Raw genomic sequence first — 17,360 nt, forward strand, 5'->3', positions numbered from 1 at the left:
TCCTTCCTCAGTCGATGGAGAAGTGGGCGGGGTAGGCACGGTCATGCTTGGCCGGCATGGCGAACGGCTCGGTGCTGAACCGCGCTCGGCAATCGGCATCGAGACGGCCGAAAATCCGGTCGCTGATGCGCACGGAACCGTTCGGCTGTCCTTCCTTGGGCTTGTACTGCTCGAACCGGCTCGCCGTGTTCACCGTCTCGCCGATGATGGTGTAGGCGCTCCGTCCCGCCGCACCGAAATCGCCGATGATCGCCTCGCCGAGATGCAGGCCGATGCGCAGGCCCATCGGCAGGCCGTTGTCCGCCGCGACCTGGCCGACATCCCGCACCGCCGCCAGGGCGGCGTTCGCGGCGGCATTCGCGGCCTTGGCCAAACGGTCCTCGTCCGGGCAGGGCCAGAACGCCATCAGGCCGTCACCGAGGAACTTGTCGACCTGGCCGCCGGCGGCGTTGATCGCGCGGACCTGCGGCTCAACCATGAGTTCGAGCGCCGCCGCGGCCGCCGCGGGGTCGAGCCCCTCCGCATAGGCGGAGAACCCCGAGATGTCGCTGAACCAGACGACCATGCCCTTGTTGACCGGCTTGATCTTGGTCGCGGCCATCCGCATGGCGCCGAGAGCCGCCTGAACCCCGTCCGGGCAGACGAACCGCGAGACCATGCTCTCGATGTCCACGACCTCGCCGGTCAGCGCAGCCCGATGCACCACGGCTTCGTCGAGCTTGACGACGAGGGCGCCGCAGACGGCCTCCAGCCACATCGCCCTGCACTCGGGATCCAGGGCCTCCAGAACCGACCGGTCGATCCTCCACGCGGACGACCGCCGCAACGCGATGACGTCGGCTCCGCGCCGCGCCGGGCCGCCATCGGGGCGGGGTCTGAAGAAGGCCGCCTCACCGATGATGTCGCCGGGTCCGCGGCCGGCGAGCCTGTGCGTCGAGCGGATGCAGAACTCCCCCGTCTCGATGATCCACACGCAATGGGCTTCCTCGCCGGCCCGGCACAGGACCTGGTCCTCCCCGCACGAGACCAGGTTGAACTCGGTCACCAGCGCGGCTGCCAGCCGCTCCGGACGGGGAAGGTAGCGGCGCAGAAACTGATGCACGCCGGTCTCTTTTTCGGGGGTGGGGGCCATGCCGAATCCTCGAACTACGCTATTCAGCTTATCGCGCGATGAGCTGAGGTCAATTGCGCCTGTTCGCGGAGTCCCCTTCAAAACCGGCGCAGACCTACGCCAGCACGCCCGGCTCCCGTACGCTCAGCGTATCAAGGTGCGGTCCGTCACCATGCTTCGACGGCCAGGGATGGAATGAAGTTCGACCGTTCGTCGGCGTGACCCCTTGGATTGCAGACCACGCGCGTCAGCCCGACCCGATAGTCAGCAGCCCGGTGCACATGCCCGTGGACCCATAGCTCCGGCCCGCGGTCCAAGATCAGGTCTGTTAGGTCAGAAGCGTAGCACCAGGATAGATCAGTATGCGGATCCCGTAGGCTGGCAGGGTGCGGGGCGTGGTGGGTCACGACCACGGTCGGACCATCATGAGGCCGGGCGAGCTCGTCCTCGATGAAGGCCCGCGTCGTCCGGTGCGTCGCGAGCACCTCACCCGGCTCGATCCTGTTCCGGGAGCAGGGCCCCTTCCTGATTCAGCGGTAGTCCATCATTCCGTAGCGCCCCTGGGCGGTCCGGAATGCATGCGTGAGCCCGAAGGAGCCCAGGCGGAAATCTGTCATCAAGGTGCCGCCGAGGAATCTCGTGCCGTTGATCAAGACGGTGTCGTCGATAAGCATGTGAATGCCGAGCGCCGCCGCTCGGTCCCGCCCGCGCTCCAACTGGTCGTAGATCGTGTAGCGATCTTCGCCACCGTTCCACCAACTATCGTGGTTGCCCGGGGTGTAGATCGCGGGTCGCCGGGCAGGCGCTCTGCGAGCCATTCCAGGGACCGGGTCAGGGGCATGTGGATGTCGCCGGCGACCACGGCCACGTCGAAGCCCCCGGGAGGAGCGTGCGCTGCAGGGTCCCAGGAGTTCCCTAGCCACTCCTGGTGGAAGTCACTGAAGACCTACAATCTAGGCGGTGATGCAGGTCTCGGGGGATCGACGTGGGGTGGCATTGGAGCCTCGCAAGGACGCGGAGGCTCGGCATGCGGCGCGACACTCCGGGATTAATCGGTGGCGTGCGGCGGCGGGCATTTCACTGTGAAAGGTCTCTCTAATTCAGCTCGTGATCGCCTGGGCGAAGTCACAAGGCAACATGTGGCGAAGGTCAGTACCAGTTCCGTCCACTGTGGAGAGAAACATCTGCGAGCGGAGACCGGAACTGGACTACGGGGAAACCTGAGGCCTCCAAAAACGCGCCAAAGGACAACAAGGCCGCCCCATGGAAAGGGCGGCCTTGTTGTCGAACCGCTCATCACACCGCCTCAGACACCTGTGCTGAAGCGGGACTTAGGGCTCAAGAGCGGATCATTGCGACAGGGATCAAACATGGGGCTCAGCTTGCGTCAGCATCAGCAGCGCCACGCCCGCTTCGCAACTTGATGCAGACCTTCAGTGGTATGATGTCGAAGGTGCTGCGGACGTAACTCTTAGCCCACCAAGTGAGCCGCGCTGAACGTCCGCTTGCTCGCGATGTGAGCCTTACAGCGGACAGGCCGCTTACTGCCAACTCCAGTCGCGGTAGTCGACGCTTCTGATGACTGGGTTGGGTGGATTGCAGCTGTTCCGGTTTGGGAAGCGGGTCCGACGGAAGCAGACCCTCGGCAATTGGCTGGAAATGGCCGAAAGCTGCCGGCTTACTTCTGAGACAAGCCGCCGGAAAAGCGGACGGCCTCCTACCGACCCAACTCAGTCGTTCACGCGCGGCTGAGCGCCTCCCGTAAGCGGACACGGCCGCGGAAGGACGTAAAATTCACGTGCGGGTCTCGAAAATTGCTTCGTCAAGTCGCGCGATCAGGGCAGGTACGCCCGCAATGTCGGCTTATGACAGCCTACCGCCTGTCGTCTCCAAAGTCGGCTTAGCCCATCAGCCGGTGGGTGTTGTCCGCGACGAGCTCCCGGTAGCGCGCGATGACGTCTCCCTGGCTGCCGCCCGCCATCAGGGTGTTGGCGGCCTCCATCGCGGCCACGACCTTCTCGCCGACCATCGAGACCATCTCGGCTTGGCCCTCGGCGCCGCCCCAGGCGATCCGCACGAGCCGCAACTCGATGACCTTCTATGCCTCCACAGCGAGGAGGAATGCGGCATAGAACGGGTCCAGCATAACGGCTCCGGTTGGACGATCGCATCCGACAACGCTCCGAGGGGAGCCTAGTCACTGCGGACGATGACGCAGACCGGGGCCGTCTCCATCACATTGAAGTGCGCCCCCTCCGTCGGCCCGCCCGCAAATTCCCGCAATCGCGCCCCATGCGGTGGCCACGGACCCGCGGGCAGACGATGCCCGCGTCCCTCGCTTCCGGCCAAGGTCGCATGCCAGTTGCGTCGAAAGGCAGCCGCGAGCGGCCGGCGTAGTCACGGAAACCATGACCCAGTACCTCGTCAGGCGCGCCAACCTCCTCGTGCTCGGCGTCCTTATGGCCATTGTCGCCCTGGTCGGCGCGGTGACCTGGGAGCGCCTCAATGCCTCGCGCGCGGCCCGGGAGTGGTCGCAGCACAGCTACCGCGTCCTCAGCACCACCAAGGATCTCGCCATCGCGCTGCGCGACGCCGAGCGCGGCCAGCGCGGTTACGTCCTCACCGGCCGGGACGAGTACCTCGGCCCCTACGACGCTGCCCGTGACCGGCTGGGCCTGCTGCAGGGCGAGTTGCAGAAGCTGACCGCCGACAACCCCGCGCAGCAGGAGCGCATCCGCGCCCTGGCGCCGGCCATCCAGCACAAGCTGGAAGAGCTCGCCCAGACCCTGCAAGCGCGCCGCGACGGCGGGCTGGAGAACGCCTTGCGCATCGTCAACGGTGACGCCGGCCGCAACCACATGCGGGACGCCGAGGCCCTGCTCGACGGCATGCTCGGCGACGAGCAGCGGCTGCTCGACGAGCGCCTCGCCCAGAACGACGCCCGGGCCGCCTGGGTGCGCTGGATGGTCATCGTCGGATCGGCGCTGGCGGTCCTGACCCTGCTCTGGGCCGCTCGCCTCCTGAACCGGGCGTGGTCGCGCTCCTACGCGACCGAGGCCGAGCAGCGGGCCCTGGCGCTGCGCCTTCGCACCACCATAGATAGCCTCAGCCAGGGCGTCGCGGTGTTCGGCCCCGACCGCAGGCTTGCGAACTGGAACGAGTGCTTCCAGGCGTTGCTCGACCTGCCGAAGGCCATGCTCCGGCCGGGCACCGCCTACGGCGCCTTCGTCGAGCATACCGGCGAACCCGGCCGCCCCGCCCTGGAGACCGAAGATCAAGTCCGCCACGGCAGCCGGAATCCCCGCGAGGCGGTCACTTACGAGCGCGAGCGCGCCGACGGGCATCACCTTGAGATCCGCCGGACGCCGATGCCCGACGGCGGCTTCGTCCTGACCATTTCGGACATGACCAAGCGCGCCCAGGCCGAGGCCGTGCTGCGCGAGGCCCAGAAGATGCAGGCGGTCGGGCAACTGACCGGCGGCATCGCGCACGATTTCAACAACCTGCTGCAGGTCATCCTCGGGAACCTGGATTTCGTCCGGGCCAAGCTCGACGGCGACGCCAGGCTGCAGCAGCGGATCGAGCGCGCGGCCTGGGCTGCCCAGCGCGGCGCGACCCTGACGGGCCAACTCCTCGCCTTCGCGCGCAAGCAGCCGCTCGCCCCGGCGCCAGTCGACCTCGCGGCGACGATGCCGGACCTGATCCCGCTCCTGCGGCGCACGCTCGGCGAGCACATCGAGGTCCGCTACGTCGAGACCGCCGGTCTGTGGCCGGCGATGGCCGATCCGGCCCAACTGGAAAGCGCCGTCCTCAACCTCGCCCTGAACGCCCGGGATGCGATGCCGGGCGGCGGCCGGCTGACCATCGAGCTCGGCAACAAGGTCCTCGACGAAGCCTACGCCCGGGACAACGCCGAGATCACGCCCGGCGACTACGCCATGGTGGCGGTCTCCGACACCGGCCACGGCATGACGCCGGAGGTGGTGGCGCGGGTGTTCGAGCCGTTCTTCACAACCAAGCCCGACGGCAAGGGCACCGGGCTCGGCCTCGCCATGGTGTTCGGCTTCGTCAAGCAGTCGGGCGGGCACGTGAAGATCTACTCGGAGCCCGGCGAGGGCACGACCGTGAAGATCTACCTGCCCCGCGCGGTCGGTGCCGTGGCCGCCGCGCCGCTCACGGGCGCGCCCGTCGAATTGCCCCGCGGCTCGGCCACGGTGCTGGTCGTCGAGGACGAGGCGGGGGTGCGCGAGATCGCCTGCGCGATCCTCTCCGACCTCGGCTACCGGGTGCTGGAAGCCGTTGACGGCGAGGACGCGCTCCGGGTGTTCGGGACCAACGCGGCGTCCGTCGACCTGCTGCTGACCGACGTGGTCCTCCCGGGCAAGGTCCGCGGGCGCGAGCTCGCGGAACGGGTGCAGGCCCTGCGCCCCGAGGTGCGGGTGCTGTTCATGTCCGGCTACACGGAGAACAGCATCGTGCACCACGGCCGGCTCGACGACGGCGTGCACCTCGTGGGCAAGCCGTTCAAGCGCGAGCAGCTCGCCCGCAAGGTCGCCGAGGTCCTGGGAAGTGTCGCAGCGGCGAAGGAGGCTGCGAACGTCGTGCCTTTGCGCCCGCTGAGGGACGCAAGTTCCTGATGCCCGGAGGTTGTCGCTAGCCCCCATTGATCGGCTCAGGAGGCAGGGGCGCCGGTGACTCGCTCGGAGAATTGTCTTCCGGCGGGACCGGGTCCGGCGGCGGATCGCCGATGGGCGGCAACGGTTCACCTCCCGGACGTGGCGTGTCGGACTACATGGCATCCACCGTCTGTCCACCCCGTGAGCGATAGGTCACGTCCACGCGCGGATGGGCTGACCAAACCATCGGGTCACCGCAAGCGAGGTCACTTGCGATTGCGGACGCATTCGCGGCGGCGTCAAGCGGCCCTGAAACTTTTCTCCCGCCGAGCCCCGTAGGACCCTGCGACGTCCCTGGAGGGGCGCAGTATCAGGGAGACACCATGTCCAAGACCCTTCTACGCCTCGCACTCGGCCTCAGCCTCGTCGCAGTCGCCGCGCCGGCGCTCGCCAAGAACCCGATGGTCGGCGGCGCGCCGATGTACGCGAGCAAGACCATCGTCGAGAACGCGGTCAACTCCAAAGACCACACCACCCTGGTCGCCGCCGTGAAGGCCGCCGGCCTCGTCGACACCCTTTCGGGCCCAGGTCCCTTCACGGTGTTCGCGCCCACCAACGCCGCCTTCGCGAAGTTGCCGCCGGGTACGGTTGAAAACCTTGTGCAGCCGCAGAACAAGGCGACGCTGACGAAGATCCTGACCTACCACGTCGTCCCGGGCGTCTACACCGCCAAGGACCTGATGGCGCTCGCCAAGAAGCCCGAGGGACAGAACCAACTCACCACCGTCGAGGGCGAACCGCTCGCCGTCTCGGCCAGGGGCAAAAAGGTCTACGTCACCGACGTGAAGGGCAACACCGTTCCGGTGACCATCCCGAACGTCATGCAGTCGAACGGCGTCATCCACGTCATCAGCGGCGTGCTGATGCCCTGATCGCGGGGGAGCGGGCATCGGCGGAAGCCGAAGCCCGCCTCATTCCCGCAGGAGCTTGCCCGAATAGACGACCGGGCCGGTCGGCGCACCGGTCGGCGAGCCGCCCTTTGGCTCAACCGATACCGCGAGGGTCGCACCCTCCGCACCGGCACGGAGGGCGGCCGGCACGGGCAGGCGTGCCGCCGGGTCGGTGACGAGGCCCAGCGAGCGCGGCGCGGCATTCGCCCGCACGAACCAGAGCTCCAGGCTGCGGTCCGGCGGCGTCTCCGCCGAGAGACTGCGGACCTGCACGGTGCCGCCGTCGAGATCGACGCGCACGATCAGCGCCGGCAGGGTCCCGCCGCGGTCGACCACGGCCAGGTACTGCCGGTCGGTGGTGGAAGGCCGCGGCCCGACCGCGAGCCAGAGGGCCAGGCCGGCCGCGAGCGCAGTCGCAGCCCCCGCGGCGAGCCGCCAGATCCGCAGCCCGCGCTCCAGCCTGCGGACGGTCGCGCCACCGGCATCGAAGACGGGTGAGTGTGCCGTCCCGATCCTGGCCTCGATTGCATCCCATACATCGGGCGCGGGCTTGACCAATGGGGCCGTCGCCGTGAGAGGAGCGAGTCGCGCCTCCCAATCGGCCACCGCCGCGCGAAGGGAAGCGTCCCGCTCCATCGCCAAGGCGAAGGCGACGCGCTCGTCGGCGGCCAAGGTCCCGAGGACGTACTCCCCAGCCGCGCCGCTGGGATCCTCCGCCCAGAAGGGCGCGGCGCCCGTGCCAGCATCGCCGCTCATGTCGCCTCCAGGCAGCCGCGGAGGCTCATGAGGCCGCGGCGCAGCCACGTCTTGACCGTGTTGACGGGGCGGTCGTGCCGTGCCGCCAATTCCTCGCGTGACCAGCCCTCGCAATAGGCGAGGACGAGGCAGTCGCGCTGGGCGGGCTCGACGGCTTCGAGGCAATGCGCGAGGGCGTCACGGCGGGCGAGGTCCGCCTCGCCGTCGCTTGCATCGGTAAGGCGTTCGAACCAGTCCTCATCGGCTTGGGTCAGGCGGGTAGCTTGGTCCTGCCGAAGGCGGTCGATGGCCTTGTGCCGGGCGATGGCGCCGAGCCATGCGGTCGCGGGCCCGGTCCTCGGATCATAGGTGCCTGCACGCTGCCATATGCGCACGAACACCTCCTGCAACGCATCCTCGGCCGCGCCCCTGTCCCTCAGGATACGAAGGATGATCCCGAGAAGTTTCGGGGCGGCGGCGTCATAGAGCGCGCGCAGGGCCATGCGGTCGCCCGTGGCCACGGCCGCGATCAGCCGCGCGAGGTCCGCGTTGGCAGGAGTCCCCACGTTCAGCACGGTTCCTCCCTTGCCGCGGGAAAGCAAATTCCGGCGGACTCCGGCGCATCGGCCGATTCAGGACATACCTATGGCACGGCTTCGTCCGCAGGGCACGTGCGAGCCGTCAGAAGGGTTCGCGCGGCGCCCGCCATCGGCCGCGATACCCTCTCACCGCCGCTCGCCTTTTGCCGGCCCAAGCACGGCTTGACGAAGAGTGTCTACGGCGTGCCCGCCATCAAAGCCGGGTGGTCAGGTTCGTAAGCCAAGCCGGCGAGGCGTTGACCAAGATGGTCTCCGCGGCCTTGTCGTAGCCCGTGGCGATCATCAGGCCGGTGGCCACGAGGATGGCGCCCAGGGCGACCTTCAGCCCCTTGCCGAGCCCCATCATCCGGTCGCGCCAGCGCATCAGCACCTCGCGCGAGAGCGCGCCGAGGAGCAGGAGCGGCAGGGCGGTGCCGAGACCGAACAGGAGCATCGTAAGCGCCACCGTGCCCAGGTCCCGCCCCTGAGAGGCGAGGAGGGAGGCGGCCCCGAGGGTCGGCCCGACGCAGGGGCTCCAGACCGCCCCGAGCAGCAGCCCGACCCCGAACTGCCCAAGGAGCCCGGCGGTCGAGAAACCGCCGAACCGGCCCTCGGTCCAGTTGCTCACCGGACCGGCGGCGACGGCGAACCGGGTCTGGGCAGCCGGAACCATCAGGACGAGCCCGATCAGGACTAACATAATGGCCGCGACAGTGCGGAAGACATCGCCGTCGAGGCCGATGGCGAAGCCCACGGTCGCCACAAACAGCCCGATGGCCACGAAGGACAGCGCGAGGCCGGCGGCAAGGGCTGCGGGGCCGAGCCGGTGCTCCGATGCCGCGGCACCAAGCACCAGAGGCAGCAAGGGCAGCACGCAGGGTGACAGCACCGAGAGGATGCCGGCGAGGAACGCGAGGCCGAACGTCGTGGCCACGACCGACCTACAACGCCTTCTCGACGGCGCCCTCGATCCACTCGGGCTGGGTATCGCCGACCGAACGACCCGTCTCCTTCTCACCCTTGAAGGTAATCAGGGTGCTCTGCCTCGTCACGCCAAACCGCTTCAGCACGTCCTTCCGGCTGTCGAAGTCGACGTCGAACACCTGAAGGTCCTTGAACCGAGGCTGGGCTTCCAGCTTGGCCAGGATCGGCTTCTGCGCCGCACATACAGTGCACCACGGCGCGGTGACGTGGACGAGGATCGGCTTGCCCGCCTTCTGCGCCGCCTCAAAGGCCTCGGGGCTGAAGACCGCCTCGGCGGCATTCGCGGCGGTACCGAACAGCAGGGGAGCGGCGGCCAGGGCGCCGAGAAGGAAGCGACGGGTGGTCATGGGCTGTCTGTATCCTTGGTGATGGGTCTAGGCAGATGGTCGGCTCAATTGGTCGCCTCGGTGATGGCGCGGTCGACGTTCACCCTTTCCGCCCAGTCCTTTGCTTCGGCCTGCCCCTTGAGGTCGATGAGCCGAGCACCGCTGACGTCGACGTTCTTGAAGTCCGCGCCCGTGACTGTGGCGCCGGTCAGGTTGGCGCCTGACAAATCCGAGCCCATCAGCACCACGTCGGTGAGGTCGGCGTCTTTGAGGTCGGCATACTCCAGCCGCGACCTGCCGAGGTTGGCTCCCTTCAGGTTCGCGCCGGAGAGGTTCACCGAGGTGAACACGGCACGCATCAGACCCATGGACTGGTTCTTGATGTCGGCCCCGCCCTTGAGGTCGACCAACGTCGCGCCGCTCATGTTTGCGCCCTTGAAGTCTCCGATGGGCATGGAGCGGCTGAGGTCGGCGCCGCTGAAATTGGCGTCCCGGGCGGTGATGCCGAACATCTTCGCGTCCGCGAGCTTGGCGCCGGACAGGTCGGCCTTCAGGAACCACGCCTGTTCGAGGTTCGCGCCGCTGAGGTCTGCGCCACGGAGGTTGGCCTTGTTCAGGCGCGCCGTCCGTAGGTTGACGCCCCGGAGGTTCAGCCCTGAGAGATCGAGCCCGGAGAGGGACTTGTCGTGCAGGTCGACCGGCTTGCCGTCCGCGGCCTTGATTATCGACTCGACGTCGGCGCGGCTCATCTCGGGCTTGGTCATGGCGGGCGAGGACATGTCCGCCCCGAGCAGCAGGTCCTGTTCGGCCGAGGCGGGGCCGGCGGCGAGGACGGCGAGCATGAAGCTGAGGGCGAGGCGGCGCATCGGTTCACTCCCGGCGGCGCCACACAGGGCGGGCGCCGTATCGTGTTCGTTGTGGCGCGATGCTATGCCGGCCCGCTGCACCCGGTCGGTGACCCAGGTCACAAAAGTCCGGCGCGGCGGGAGAAAAACGCAACGCGAGCCGGACGATCAACCCGTCGTCATGGCCGGGGGGACTGCGCCGCCATGACGGATGCCCAGAAGGTCGAACGTTGGATCGACCGGTTTCCGCTGCTTCAAGCGCTCAGCCCGGCGCACCTGCAGATCGCCCGGGGAACCGTCCACTTCCCGGTCCTGGACGCCGGCGCCATCGCCTACGAACTCGATGGCGAGTGCGCCAACTACCTGATGTGCCTGGAAGGCCGCACGCGCATTTTCCGCATGTCGGAGGGCGGGCGCGAGGTGCTGATCTACAAGGTCGGCCCCGGCGGCACCTGTGCCCTGACCACGCAGTGCCTGCTGTCCGGCGGCACGTTCCCGGCGCAGAGCGTGGCCGAGGAGAAGACCGAGTTGGCGGCGTTGCCGGTGGGCACGTTCCAGCACCTGATGGGCGAGAGCGCCGCGTTCCGCAGCTTCGTCATGGACGACTACACGCGGCTGATGTCCGGCCTGTTCACGCTGATCGATGAGGTCGCATTCGCGCCGCTGAAGCAGCGCCTCGCGCAACGGCTCCTGGCCGAGGCCGATCCGCGGGGTGTCGCCGCGGTGACCCATCAGAAGCTCGCGGACGACGTCGGCAGCGTTCGTGAGGTGGTCAGCCGTCTCCTGGGGCAATGGGCTGAGGCGGGCCTGATCGAACTTCGTCGGGGCGCAATCGAAATCGTTGACCGTGCCAGCTTGACGGCCGCAGGTCGGCTGTGACTTGGGCGTGGGGTGTCTGCTTTCTCGGCCGAGGCGGATCGAGCTTTTCGACTGGATTGGGTCGGAAGCAAGATGGCCGTTCAGGGTGGATTAGGGCCGAGACGCTTTCCGGCGCAGGCCCGGACGAAGCGGACGCTCTGGGATCAACTGGAGCAAGCCACCAGCGACTGGTCGGCCATAGCCCTTCGCGAACCGCTCCCGAGCACTCGTTCGGCATATGCGGCCCCGACTAGGAAGTGGGCGTACCAAAAAGCACCCCAGGAGCGGGGGGCTCCCAGGGTGTAGCCGACCTCGCGGCCAGTTTGATCGGGCTGGGGATACGAAGGTCAGCCGGAGGGCTGCTCTCATGCGGCGGAAGGCGACGAGGAGGACCAACTACCCCTCGCCCACCGTCGCATCTCCCGGCACAGCGCCGGGAGCAGCTCGGCCGGATCTCAGTAGGAGCCGAACTTGAAGTTCAGGCCGGCGCGGGCGATGGCGCCCTCGGTCCGGAAGCGGGAGATGTAGCCGACACCCGGGCCGCCGACGGAGCCAACCAGCAGGTTGTGGCTGCCGAGGTCGTAGCGCAGGTACTCGGCCTTGATCGTCACCGCGTTCGACCGGAAGAAGTTCAGGAACGAGTCGGTGGGCAACGCGTACTCGATGCCGCCGCCGTAGGAGTAGCCGGTGTCGATCCGCGAGCGGCTGCCGAAATAGGTCAGCGGCGCGGCGGTCTGGAAGCCGACGCGCTGGATCACGTCGCCGTAGGCGAAGCCGCCGGTGCCGTACACGAAGACGCGGTCGAAGGCGTAGCCGACGCGGCCGCGGACGGTGCCGAGGAAGCTCAGGTCCGTCCGGTACGTGTTGGTCAGGACGTTCGGGTTGAAGGCCGGGCGGAAGATCGACTGCACGCCGGTGCGCTGCAGATCCATGTACTGGGCGTCAGCCTCGATACCGACGACGATGCCGGAGCCGGGGGTGAGCTGGTAATTGTACCCGACCTGACCACCGGCAGAGAACCCGTCCTGCGGCAGGCGGACGGCCGGGCTGCGCAGCAGGTTGTTCACGTTGCTCTGAAGGGCGCCGATGCCGACGGTCCGGATCGTGTCCGACTCGGTGTAGGCGTAGCCCGCGTTGATACCGAAGTTGGCGCCGGTCCAGGTGAAGACCGGGACGGGGGTGAACACCGGCTGCGGCGCGGCGCGGCGCGGCAGGTCGGCGGCCGAGGCGGCGCCGGTCAGAGCGGTGCTCGCAACCAGAATACCAAGCAGGTTTTTAATCACGGCAATCTCTTGTTCGTGACACCAATCGCGCCGCAAGTTAGACGATAACGCATGTCGCCGATGTATCATCCAAGTCACATCGCGAGCTAAAGCTGCTTCAAATCATTTTCTGATGCCAGCTAGACTAAGTGGTCCCGACTAGAAGACGGCAACGACATTGCCGTATCTATTCAGGGGCAAGTTAAACGTATCAGGCCGGCCTTTAATCCTCCCCCCTTCTCTCTCGTGCCAAAATTTCACCATTTCCGGTCCTGTTGACCCAATCGCCGCGCATTTGGGCGACCTTCGCGCCGGGGTCGTTCTCCGATGCGGCCAGGGAAACCGACGGGTTGACAGCATCGTTCACGCGTGAATGATTCAGGTCTGAACGGAGCGCCGCTCAATGGCGACATCGACCAAGCAGCCTGGGCTCAGGCTTGACGACCAACTTTGCTTCGCCCTTTACGCCGCGACGAACTCGGTCGTGCGCGCCTACCGGCCGCTACTGGGCGAGCTCGGGCTGACCTACCCGCAGTACCTCGTCATGCTGGCGCTCTGGCAGGACGGCGTGACGGCGGTGCATGACCTGGCCACTCGGCTGCAACTCGCGTCCAGCGCGATCACGCCCCTGGTCGACCGGCTGGAGGCTGCAGGTTTCGTCACTCGCGCCCGTGCCGATGACCGGCGCGTCGTCCTCGTCGCCCTGACGGAGACGGGCCGGTCGTTGGAAGTCAGGGTCTCGGAGGCTCAGCAGGCCGTAGTCTGCCGCACCGGGCTAGACGACCGCGACCTCGCCGACCTGCGCCAGGAGTTGAAGGAACTCGCCGACCGCGTCGCCGCGACGGGCATGGCCCGGGACGACGACCCAGACTGAGGATGCACCGCGCGCAGGCGGCGATGCTCCCTGCGGAGGCGAACTTTTCCTGCGTGGGTTCGACGGCGGGATGGCCGGCGACCCGGGCGGATCTATCGAGGGCCATGCGTCATTGCCGGCGCCCTCCAACTTGTCGGCTCGTGATGGGCCGGACGATGCCCGCACGCCATGCGGGTCGAACACAGGAGGAAACATGGACGCCCAAGCGACCGGGGATCCAGGGGGCGGCCAGCCCTGGGGACCCCACAACACGGTGACGGTGGTCGACCCGTCGCCGGTGAATTGGCTTTCCATCACCTGGAACACGATGGAGGAGGCCAACCGCGTCGACCACGACGGCATCGGCCAGCCGAGCCTCGCCGAGAGCTGGCGTTGGCTCGATAAGGAGACCCTCGAACTCACGATGCGGGACGCGGTCTACCAGGACGGCGAGCCCTTCAACGCGGCGATGTTCAAGCTCGGCTTCGACAAGGTTCAGGAATGGACCAACCCGCACCCGCCGGGCGCCTTCCTTAACTTCGCCCGGGACGTGACCTGCGAGGCGGTGGACGAGCGCACCATCCGCATGCGCTTCCCCGGCGGGGACTCCGCGGCGCTGATGAAGCTGCGCGGCATGCACCTACCGTCTACGCGGTTCTGGAACGAGTGGGGCTTCGTCGACCCGAAGACGGGTTCGGCCGAAGGTCATTGGTGAGTCATCGACGCGCCTGGTCCGTGGGGGACTGGCCCGTTCGTGCTCACCGAGGGCGTCTCGCTCATCGATAGCCGCTCCGACCGCGTGGTCATGGAGCCCAACCCGACGTACTGGAACCCGGCCCGCAGGCCGACGGTCCGGATCGTCTACGACAACCTGATCGGCAAGGCCGAGGGCATCAAGTCGGTGGCGGCCGGTGACGGCCGGGTCGACGTGGTGTTCGACCTGACGCCGGACGAGGCGCACGCCTTCCCAGCGAGCGACAAGGGCAAGATCCAGACGAAGAAGGCGAAGACGATCCTGACGGGCGTCTTCAACGAGAACCGTCCGGACTCGCCCTGGCGCAACCCGGAGGCCCGTCGGGCGCTCAACCTCGCCATCGACCAGGCCTTCGTGCTGGAGCACGGAGCGCATGGCTACGGCACGGTGATCCCGGCCTTCATCCAGCCCGGCCGCTACGGCGCGGACCCGGACATGAAGCCGATGCTACACGACCCCGAAGGTGCCAAGCGCACGCTCGACGGCCTGGGCCTCGGGGGGCGGGAGTTGGTCTTCGTGGCCTCGCCCGCCTGGAAGGGCGTGGTGGAGGCCATCGGCCAGTGCCTCGCCAAGGTCGGCCTGGGCTGCCGCTTCGTCAGCGACCGGGGCGACCTGCCGGAGGAGTTCGACGTCAAGCTCGAATGGTATTTCGACTGGACGCCGCAATATCCGGTGGCCTGCGTGCACCGTGAGTTCTTCGGGAAGGACGCGACCCTGCGCCAGGGTCCGGAGGACCCGAGGTTCGACGCCCTCTACGACAAGCTCCTGCATACGCCGGAGACCGGGACGGAGGGTGTGGTGCGCGAGGTGGAGCGGTACCTGCAGGACGAGGCCAAGGCCCTGTTCCTGTATTCGCCCTTCACCCTGTTCGCAGTGTCGGACCGAGTGGCGTTCACGCCCTACGACACCTGCATGTCCGAACTCGCCGAGACCCGGATCAAGGGTTGAGGCGGAAGGCGGCGCGGGGGGCTCCCGCGCCGCCACCTTCCGCGGACGAGAAGGCCGCATGATCGTCGCCACCGCCGGCCACATCGACCACGGCAAGACCGCGTTGGTGAAGGCGCTCACCGGCATCGACGCCGACCGACTGCCCGAGGAGAAGGTCCGGGGCATCACTCTCGATCTCGGCTTCGCCTACGCGCCGCTGGACGGCCGCCTGCGGGTCCCGCTCGGCTTCGTCGACGTGCCGGGGCACGAACGCCTGGTACGAACCATGGTGGCGGGCGCCACCGGTGTGTCCTGCGCGCTGCTGGTGGTCGCGGCCGACGACGGAGTGATGCCGCAGACCCGCGAGCACGCCGTCATCCTCGACCTTCTCGGCCTCGACCGTGGCATCGTCGCCGTGACGAAGGCCGACCGCGCCGACCCGGAGCGCATCGCCGCGGTGACCGCGGAGATACATGCCCTCCTCGCAGGTACCGGCCTCGCGGGAGCGCCGGTCGTCGCCTGTTCGGCGCTGACGGGGTCGGGCATCGACGACCTCGCCCGCCTGCTGGAGGCCACGGCAGGCTCCCACGTCCCGACCGGTGCTGACCGTGGCTTCCGGCTCGCCGTCGACCGGCACTTCACCGTGCCCGGTGCCGGCTTGGTCGTGACCGGCGCGGTGCATGCCGGCACGGTCCGCGTGGGCGACCGGCTGCTCGTCTCGCCCGGCGCACGCGAGGTCCGGGTGCGCGGCGTGCGCGTCCACGACGCGGTGGCCGAGGCCGCGCGCGCCGGGGAGCGCTGCGCCTTGAACCTGGTCGGTCCCCGGCTGTCCCTCGACGACGTGGGTCGGGGCACATGGGTCCTGGCGCCGAACCTGCACGGCCCGGCGACCCGCCTCGACGTCTCCGTGCGCGTGCTGCCGCACGAGGGTCGGCCCCTGCGCCACCGTACCCCGATGCATCTCCATCTCGGGGCGGCCGCGGTGACGGGACGGTTGTTGCTCCCCGGGGCTGGCTCGGTCGAACCGGGCGCGACCGCCCGGGCGGTGATCACGCTCGACCGCGAGATCGGCGCCCTGGCCGGGGACCGCTTCGTCCTGCGCGACGTCTCGGCCGTGCGTACGCTCGGGGGCGGTCGGGTGCTCGACGTGGACGGACCGCGCCGGGGCCCCTGGACGCCGGAACGCCGGGCGGTCGTCGCGGCGCTCGACACCGTGGATGACGGCCGCGCCCTCCGAGGCCTCCTCGCCACCTCCAGACCCGGGGTCGACCTCGCCCGCCTCGCCCGCCTGCGCAATTTGCCCGCGGCGACGCTGGACGCCCTCGTCGCGGAGGAGGGTGCGGTCGTCGCTGAGGATGGCCCGCGGCTCGCGTTCCAGGGTTCGCGGATCGCCGTGCTGGCCGCGCGCGTAATGTCCGAACTCGCCCGGACGCATATGGCGCAGCCCGACAACCCCGGGCTCGCTCACGACGAGATCGCATCGACGCTGGAGGCCGGGGACCGTCCGGCCCTCCCGGCCGCCCTCGACGGCCTCGTCCGGACGGAACGGGTCCTACGACGCGGCGCGCTCCTGCACCTGCCCGGCCACGTGGCGCGCCTGCGTCCGGCCGACGCCGTCGTCTACGATACCGTTCGCGCCGTGCTGGAGGAGGCGGGCTTGGACCAGCCCCGCCTCACCGTGCTCGCCGAGCGCCTGGGCCGCCAGCCCGACGAACTCCGCCGCCTCCTCGACAAGGTCGGCCGCCTCGGCTGGCTCGTGCGTGTCTCGAATAGCTACTACGCGCTGCCGGAGGCAGTCGCCGAACTGGCGCGCATCGCGGACGCGGTGGCGCGGGAGCATCCCGAGGGCCTGCTGACGGTCGGGCGGTTTCGCGAGACGGCCGGCATCGGCCGCAACCTGACCATGCCGCTCCTGGAGTTCTTCGATGGACGGGGGTTCACGGTGCGGATCGAGGCGGGACGTCGCATCCGCGCCGATTGGCGCATCCTGGCCCCATGGAACTGGTATGACGCCGCGCATGGCGGGTTGGGACCTGATCCCACCATCATGCCAACGTCGGCATGACGGCAGGGACGCCTTTCCCGGCCCAAGCTGAAACCTTTCAGGACAAGCCTTCGTACGGACGGGCATACGCCCGGTCAGGGCGCGGCGCGAGGCTTCGCTTCGGCGCCCCCAAAACCGTGTCTGACGGCCATCGTCCGCAGGTAATTTATTCAGAAAATCAGGAACTTACGGTGGGTGCATCGCCTTGCCTCCCTGTGCGACAGGGGATTCCTTCCCCGAACAGGAGACATCGAATGAAGATCACCGCCCTCGCCCTCGCCGCCTCGGTCCTCGGCGGCCTCGCGCTCGGCACCGGTGCCGCCTCGGCCGCACCGATGGGCCCGAACGGCCTTCAGGCGGCCCCCGCCGGCGTCACCCAGGTCCGCATGACGCACAGCGAGCGAATGATGATGAAGAAGCGCATGATGCATAAGAAGATGATGAAGCGCCGGATGATGAAGCGGAAGATGATGATGAACCGCATGTAAGCGGCCATCCCGAACGCGGCGGCTCGACC

The 17,360-nt window shown here is 68.3% G+C and carries 15 protein-coding genes and 1 pseudogene; 7 read left to right on the plus strand and 9 right to left on the minus strand.

The features are described 5' to 3' along the window. Positions 1 to 7: 7 nt before the first annotated feature. The 3 genes from ACLBYE_RS04775 to ACLBYE_RS04785 all read right to left on the minus strand — a co-directional run bounded on the left by ACLBYE_RS04775 (position 8) and on the right by ACLBYE_RS04785 (position 3,203). Positions 8 to 1,213: an adenylate/guanylate cyclase domain-containing protein gene (locus ACLBYE_RS04775; RefSeq protein WP_447693263.1), complete on the minus strand. Its 1,206-nt coding sequence runs from the start codon at positions 1,211 to 1,213 to the stop codon at positions 8 to 10. Between the two features lie 428 nt (positions 1,214 to 1,641). Further along, positions 1,642 to 1,929, minus strand: a complete 288-nt coding sequence (locus tag ACLBYE_RS04780; RefSeq protein WP_447693264.1) for a hypothetical protein — start codon at positions 1,927 to 1,929, stop codon at positions 1,642 to 1,644. Between the two features lie 1,082 nt (positions 1,930 to 3,011). Continuing rightward, positions 3,012 to 3,203: a hypothetical protein gene (locus ACLBYE_RS04785; protein WP_447693292.1), complete on the minus strand. Its 192-nt coding sequence runs from the start codon at positions 3,201 to 3,203 to the stop codon at positions 3,012 to 3,014. 316 nt (positions 3,204 to 3,519) lie between these two features. Between ACLBYE_RS04785 and ACLBYE_RS04790 the strand changes: the two genes are divergently transcribed. Both ACLBYE_RS04790 and ACLBYE_RS04795 read left to right on the plus strand, forming a co-directional pair. Then, positions 3,520 to 5,748 carry a CHASE3 domain-containing protein gene (locus ACLBYE_RS04790; protein WP_447693265.1) on the plus strand — a complete coding sequence of 743 codons (2,229 nt, stop codon included), beginning with the start codon at positions 3,520 to 3,522 and terminating at the stop codon, positions 5,746 to 5,748. 362 nt (positions 5,749 to 6,110) lie between these two features. Next, entirely contained in the window at positions 6,111 to 6,659 is a 549-nt protein-coding gene (locus ACLBYE_RS04795; protein ID WP_279889491.1) for a fasciclin domain-containing protein, read from the plus strand. A 39-nt stretch (positions 6,660 to 6,698) separates the two neighbouring features. Here ACLBYE_RS04795 and ACLBYE_RS04800 read toward each other — a convergent pair whose 3' ends face one another. From ACLBYE_RS04800 to ACLBYE_RS04820, 5 genes are all read right to left on the minus strand, one after another. Then, positions 6,699 to 7,433, minus strand: coding sequence for an anti-sigma factor (locus ACLBYE_RS04800; RefSeq protein ID WP_447693266.1), 735 nt, complete (start codon positions 7,431 to 7,433; stop codon positions 6,699 to 6,701). After that, the gene (locus tag ACLBYE_RS04805) at positions 7,430 to 7,915 is read right to left on the minus strand and encodes a sigma-70 family RNA polymerase sigma factor (protein WP_447693293.1); all 486 of its coding nucleotides are present in this window, start codon (positions 7,913 to 7,915) and stop codon (positions 7,430 to 7,432) included. The genes ACLBYE_RS04800 and ACLBYE_RS04805 overlap by 4 nt, the downstream gene beginning before the upstream one ends. 289 nt (positions 7,916 to 8,204) lie before the next feature. Next, positions 8,205 to 8,924 carry a cytochrome c biogenesis CcdA family protein gene (locus ACLBYE_RS04810; protein ID WP_447693267.1) on the minus strand — a complete coding sequence of 240 codons (720 nt, stop codon included), beginning with the start codon at positions 8,922 to 8,924 and terminating at the stop codon, positions 8,205 to 8,207. Between the two features lie 7 nt (positions 8,925 to 8,931). Beyond that, a complete protein-coding gene (locus ACLBYE_RS04815) occupies positions 8,932 to 9,321 on the minus strand; it encodes a thioredoxin family protein (protein WP_278307204.1) in 390 nt (129 codons plus the stop codon). Between the two features lie 44 nt (positions 9,322 to 9,365). Next, positions 9,366 to 10,166, minus strand: a complete 801-nt coding sequence (locus ACLBYE_RS04820; RefSeq protein ID WP_447693268.1) for a pentapeptide repeat-containing protein — start codon at positions 10,164 to 10,166, stop codon at positions 9,366 to 9,368. A 183-nt stretch (positions 10,167 to 10,349) separates the two neighbouring features. Here ACLBYE_RS04820 and ACLBYE_RS04825 point away from each other — a divergent pair, with 183 nt between their 5' ends. Beyond that, entirely contained in the window at positions 10,350 to 11,024 is a 675-nt protein-coding gene (locus ACLBYE_RS04825; protein WP_447693269.1) for a Crp/Fnr family transcriptional regulator, read from the plus strand. Between the two features lie 434 nt (positions 11,025 to 11,458). Here ACLBYE_RS04825 and ACLBYE_RS04830 read toward each other — a convergent pair whose 3' ends face one another. Next, positions 11,459 to 12,286 (minus strand): outer membrane protein, encoded by an 828-nt coding sequence (locus tag ACLBYE_RS04830; RefSeq protein ID WP_447693270.1) that lies wholly within the window; start codon positions 12,284 to 12,286, stop codon positions 11,459 to 11,461. A gap of 382 nt (positions 12,287 to 12,668) precedes the next feature. Between ACLBYE_RS04830 and ACLBYE_RS04835 the strand changes: the two genes are divergently transcribed. The 4 genes and pseudogenes from ACLBYE_RS04835 (at position 12,669) to ACLBYE_RS04850 (ending at position 17,331) form a co-directional block, all read left to right on the plus strand. Beyond that, positions 12,669 to 13,139, plus strand: a complete 471-nt coding sequence (locus ACLBYE_RS04835; protein WP_447693271.1) for a MarR family winged helix-turn-helix transcriptional regulator — start codon at positions 12,669 to 12,671, stop codon at positions 13,137 to 13,139. Positions 13,140 to 13,446: 307 nt separating this feature from the next. Next, a pseudogene (locus ACLBYE_RS04840) lies at positions 13,447 to 14,820 on the plus strand (ABC transporter substrate-binding protein). Positions 14,821 to 14,878: 58 nt separating this feature from the next. Continuing rightward, the gene (gene selB / locus ACLBYE_RS04845) at positions 14,879 to 16,864 is read left to right on the plus strand and encodes a selenocysteine-specific translation elongation factor (protein WP_447693272.1); all 1,986 of its coding nucleotides are present in this window, start codon (positions 14,879 to 14,881) and stop codon (positions 16,862 to 16,864) included. Positions 16,865 to 17,097: 233 nt separating this feature from the next. Next, positions 17,098 to 17,331 carry a hypothetical protein gene (locus ACLBYE_RS04850; protein WP_042672433.1) on the plus strand — a complete coding sequence of 78 codons (234 nt, stop codon included), beginning with the start codon at positions 17,098 to 17,100 and terminating at the stop codon, positions 17,329 to 17,331. Positions 17,332 to 17,360: the final 29 nt, after the last annotated feature.

The sequence above is a fragment of the Methylobacterium sp. A52T genome (assembly GCF_053346095.1).

Coding starts and splice junctions, on each gene's coding strand:
- ACLBYE_RS04780 (WP_447693264.1), bottom strand. CDS start 1,929: ATGGCTCGCAGAGCGCCTGCCCGGCGACCCGCGATCTACACCCCGGGC.
- ACLBYE_RS04790 (WP_447693265.1), top strand. CDS start 3,520: ATGACCCAGTACCTCGTCAGGCGCGCCAACCTCCTCGTGCTCGGCGTC.
- ACLBYE_RS04795 (WP_279889491.1), top strand. CDS start 6,111: ATGTCCAAGACCCTTCTACGCCTCGCACTCGGCCTCAGCCTCGTCGCA.
- ACLBYE_RS04800 (WP_447693266.1), bottom strand. CDS start 7,433: ATGAGCGGCGATGCTGGCACGGGCGCCGCGCCCTTCTGGGCGGAGGAT.
- ACLBYE_RS04805 (WP_447693293.1), bottom strand. CDS start 7,915: ATGGCCCTGCGCGCGCTCTATGACGCCGCCGCCCCGAAACTTCTCGGG.
- ACLBYE_RS04815 (WP_278307204.1), bottom strand. CDS start 9,321: ATGACCACCCGTCGCTTCCTTCTCGGCGCCCTGGCCGCCGCTCCCCTG.
- ACLBYE_RS04820 (WP_447693268.1), bottom strand. CDS start 10,166: ATGCGCCGCCTCGCCCTCAGCTTCATGCTCGCCGTCCTCGCCGCCGGC.
- ACLBYE_RS04825 (WP_447693269.1), top strand. CDS start 10,350: ATGACGGATGCCCAGAAGGTCGAACGTTGGATCGACCGGTTTCCGCTG.
- ACLBYE_RS04835 (WP_447693271.1), top strand. CDS start 12,669: ATGGCGACATCGACCAAGCAGCCTGGGCTCAGGCTTGACGACCAACTT.
- selB (WP_447693272.1), top strand. CDS start 14,879: ATGATCGTCGCCACCGCCGGCCACATCGACCACGGCAAGACCGCGTTG.
- ACLBYE_RS04850 (WP_042672433.1), top strand. CDS start 17,098: ATGAAGATCACCGCCCTCGCCCTCGCCGCCTCGGTCCTCGGCGGCCTC.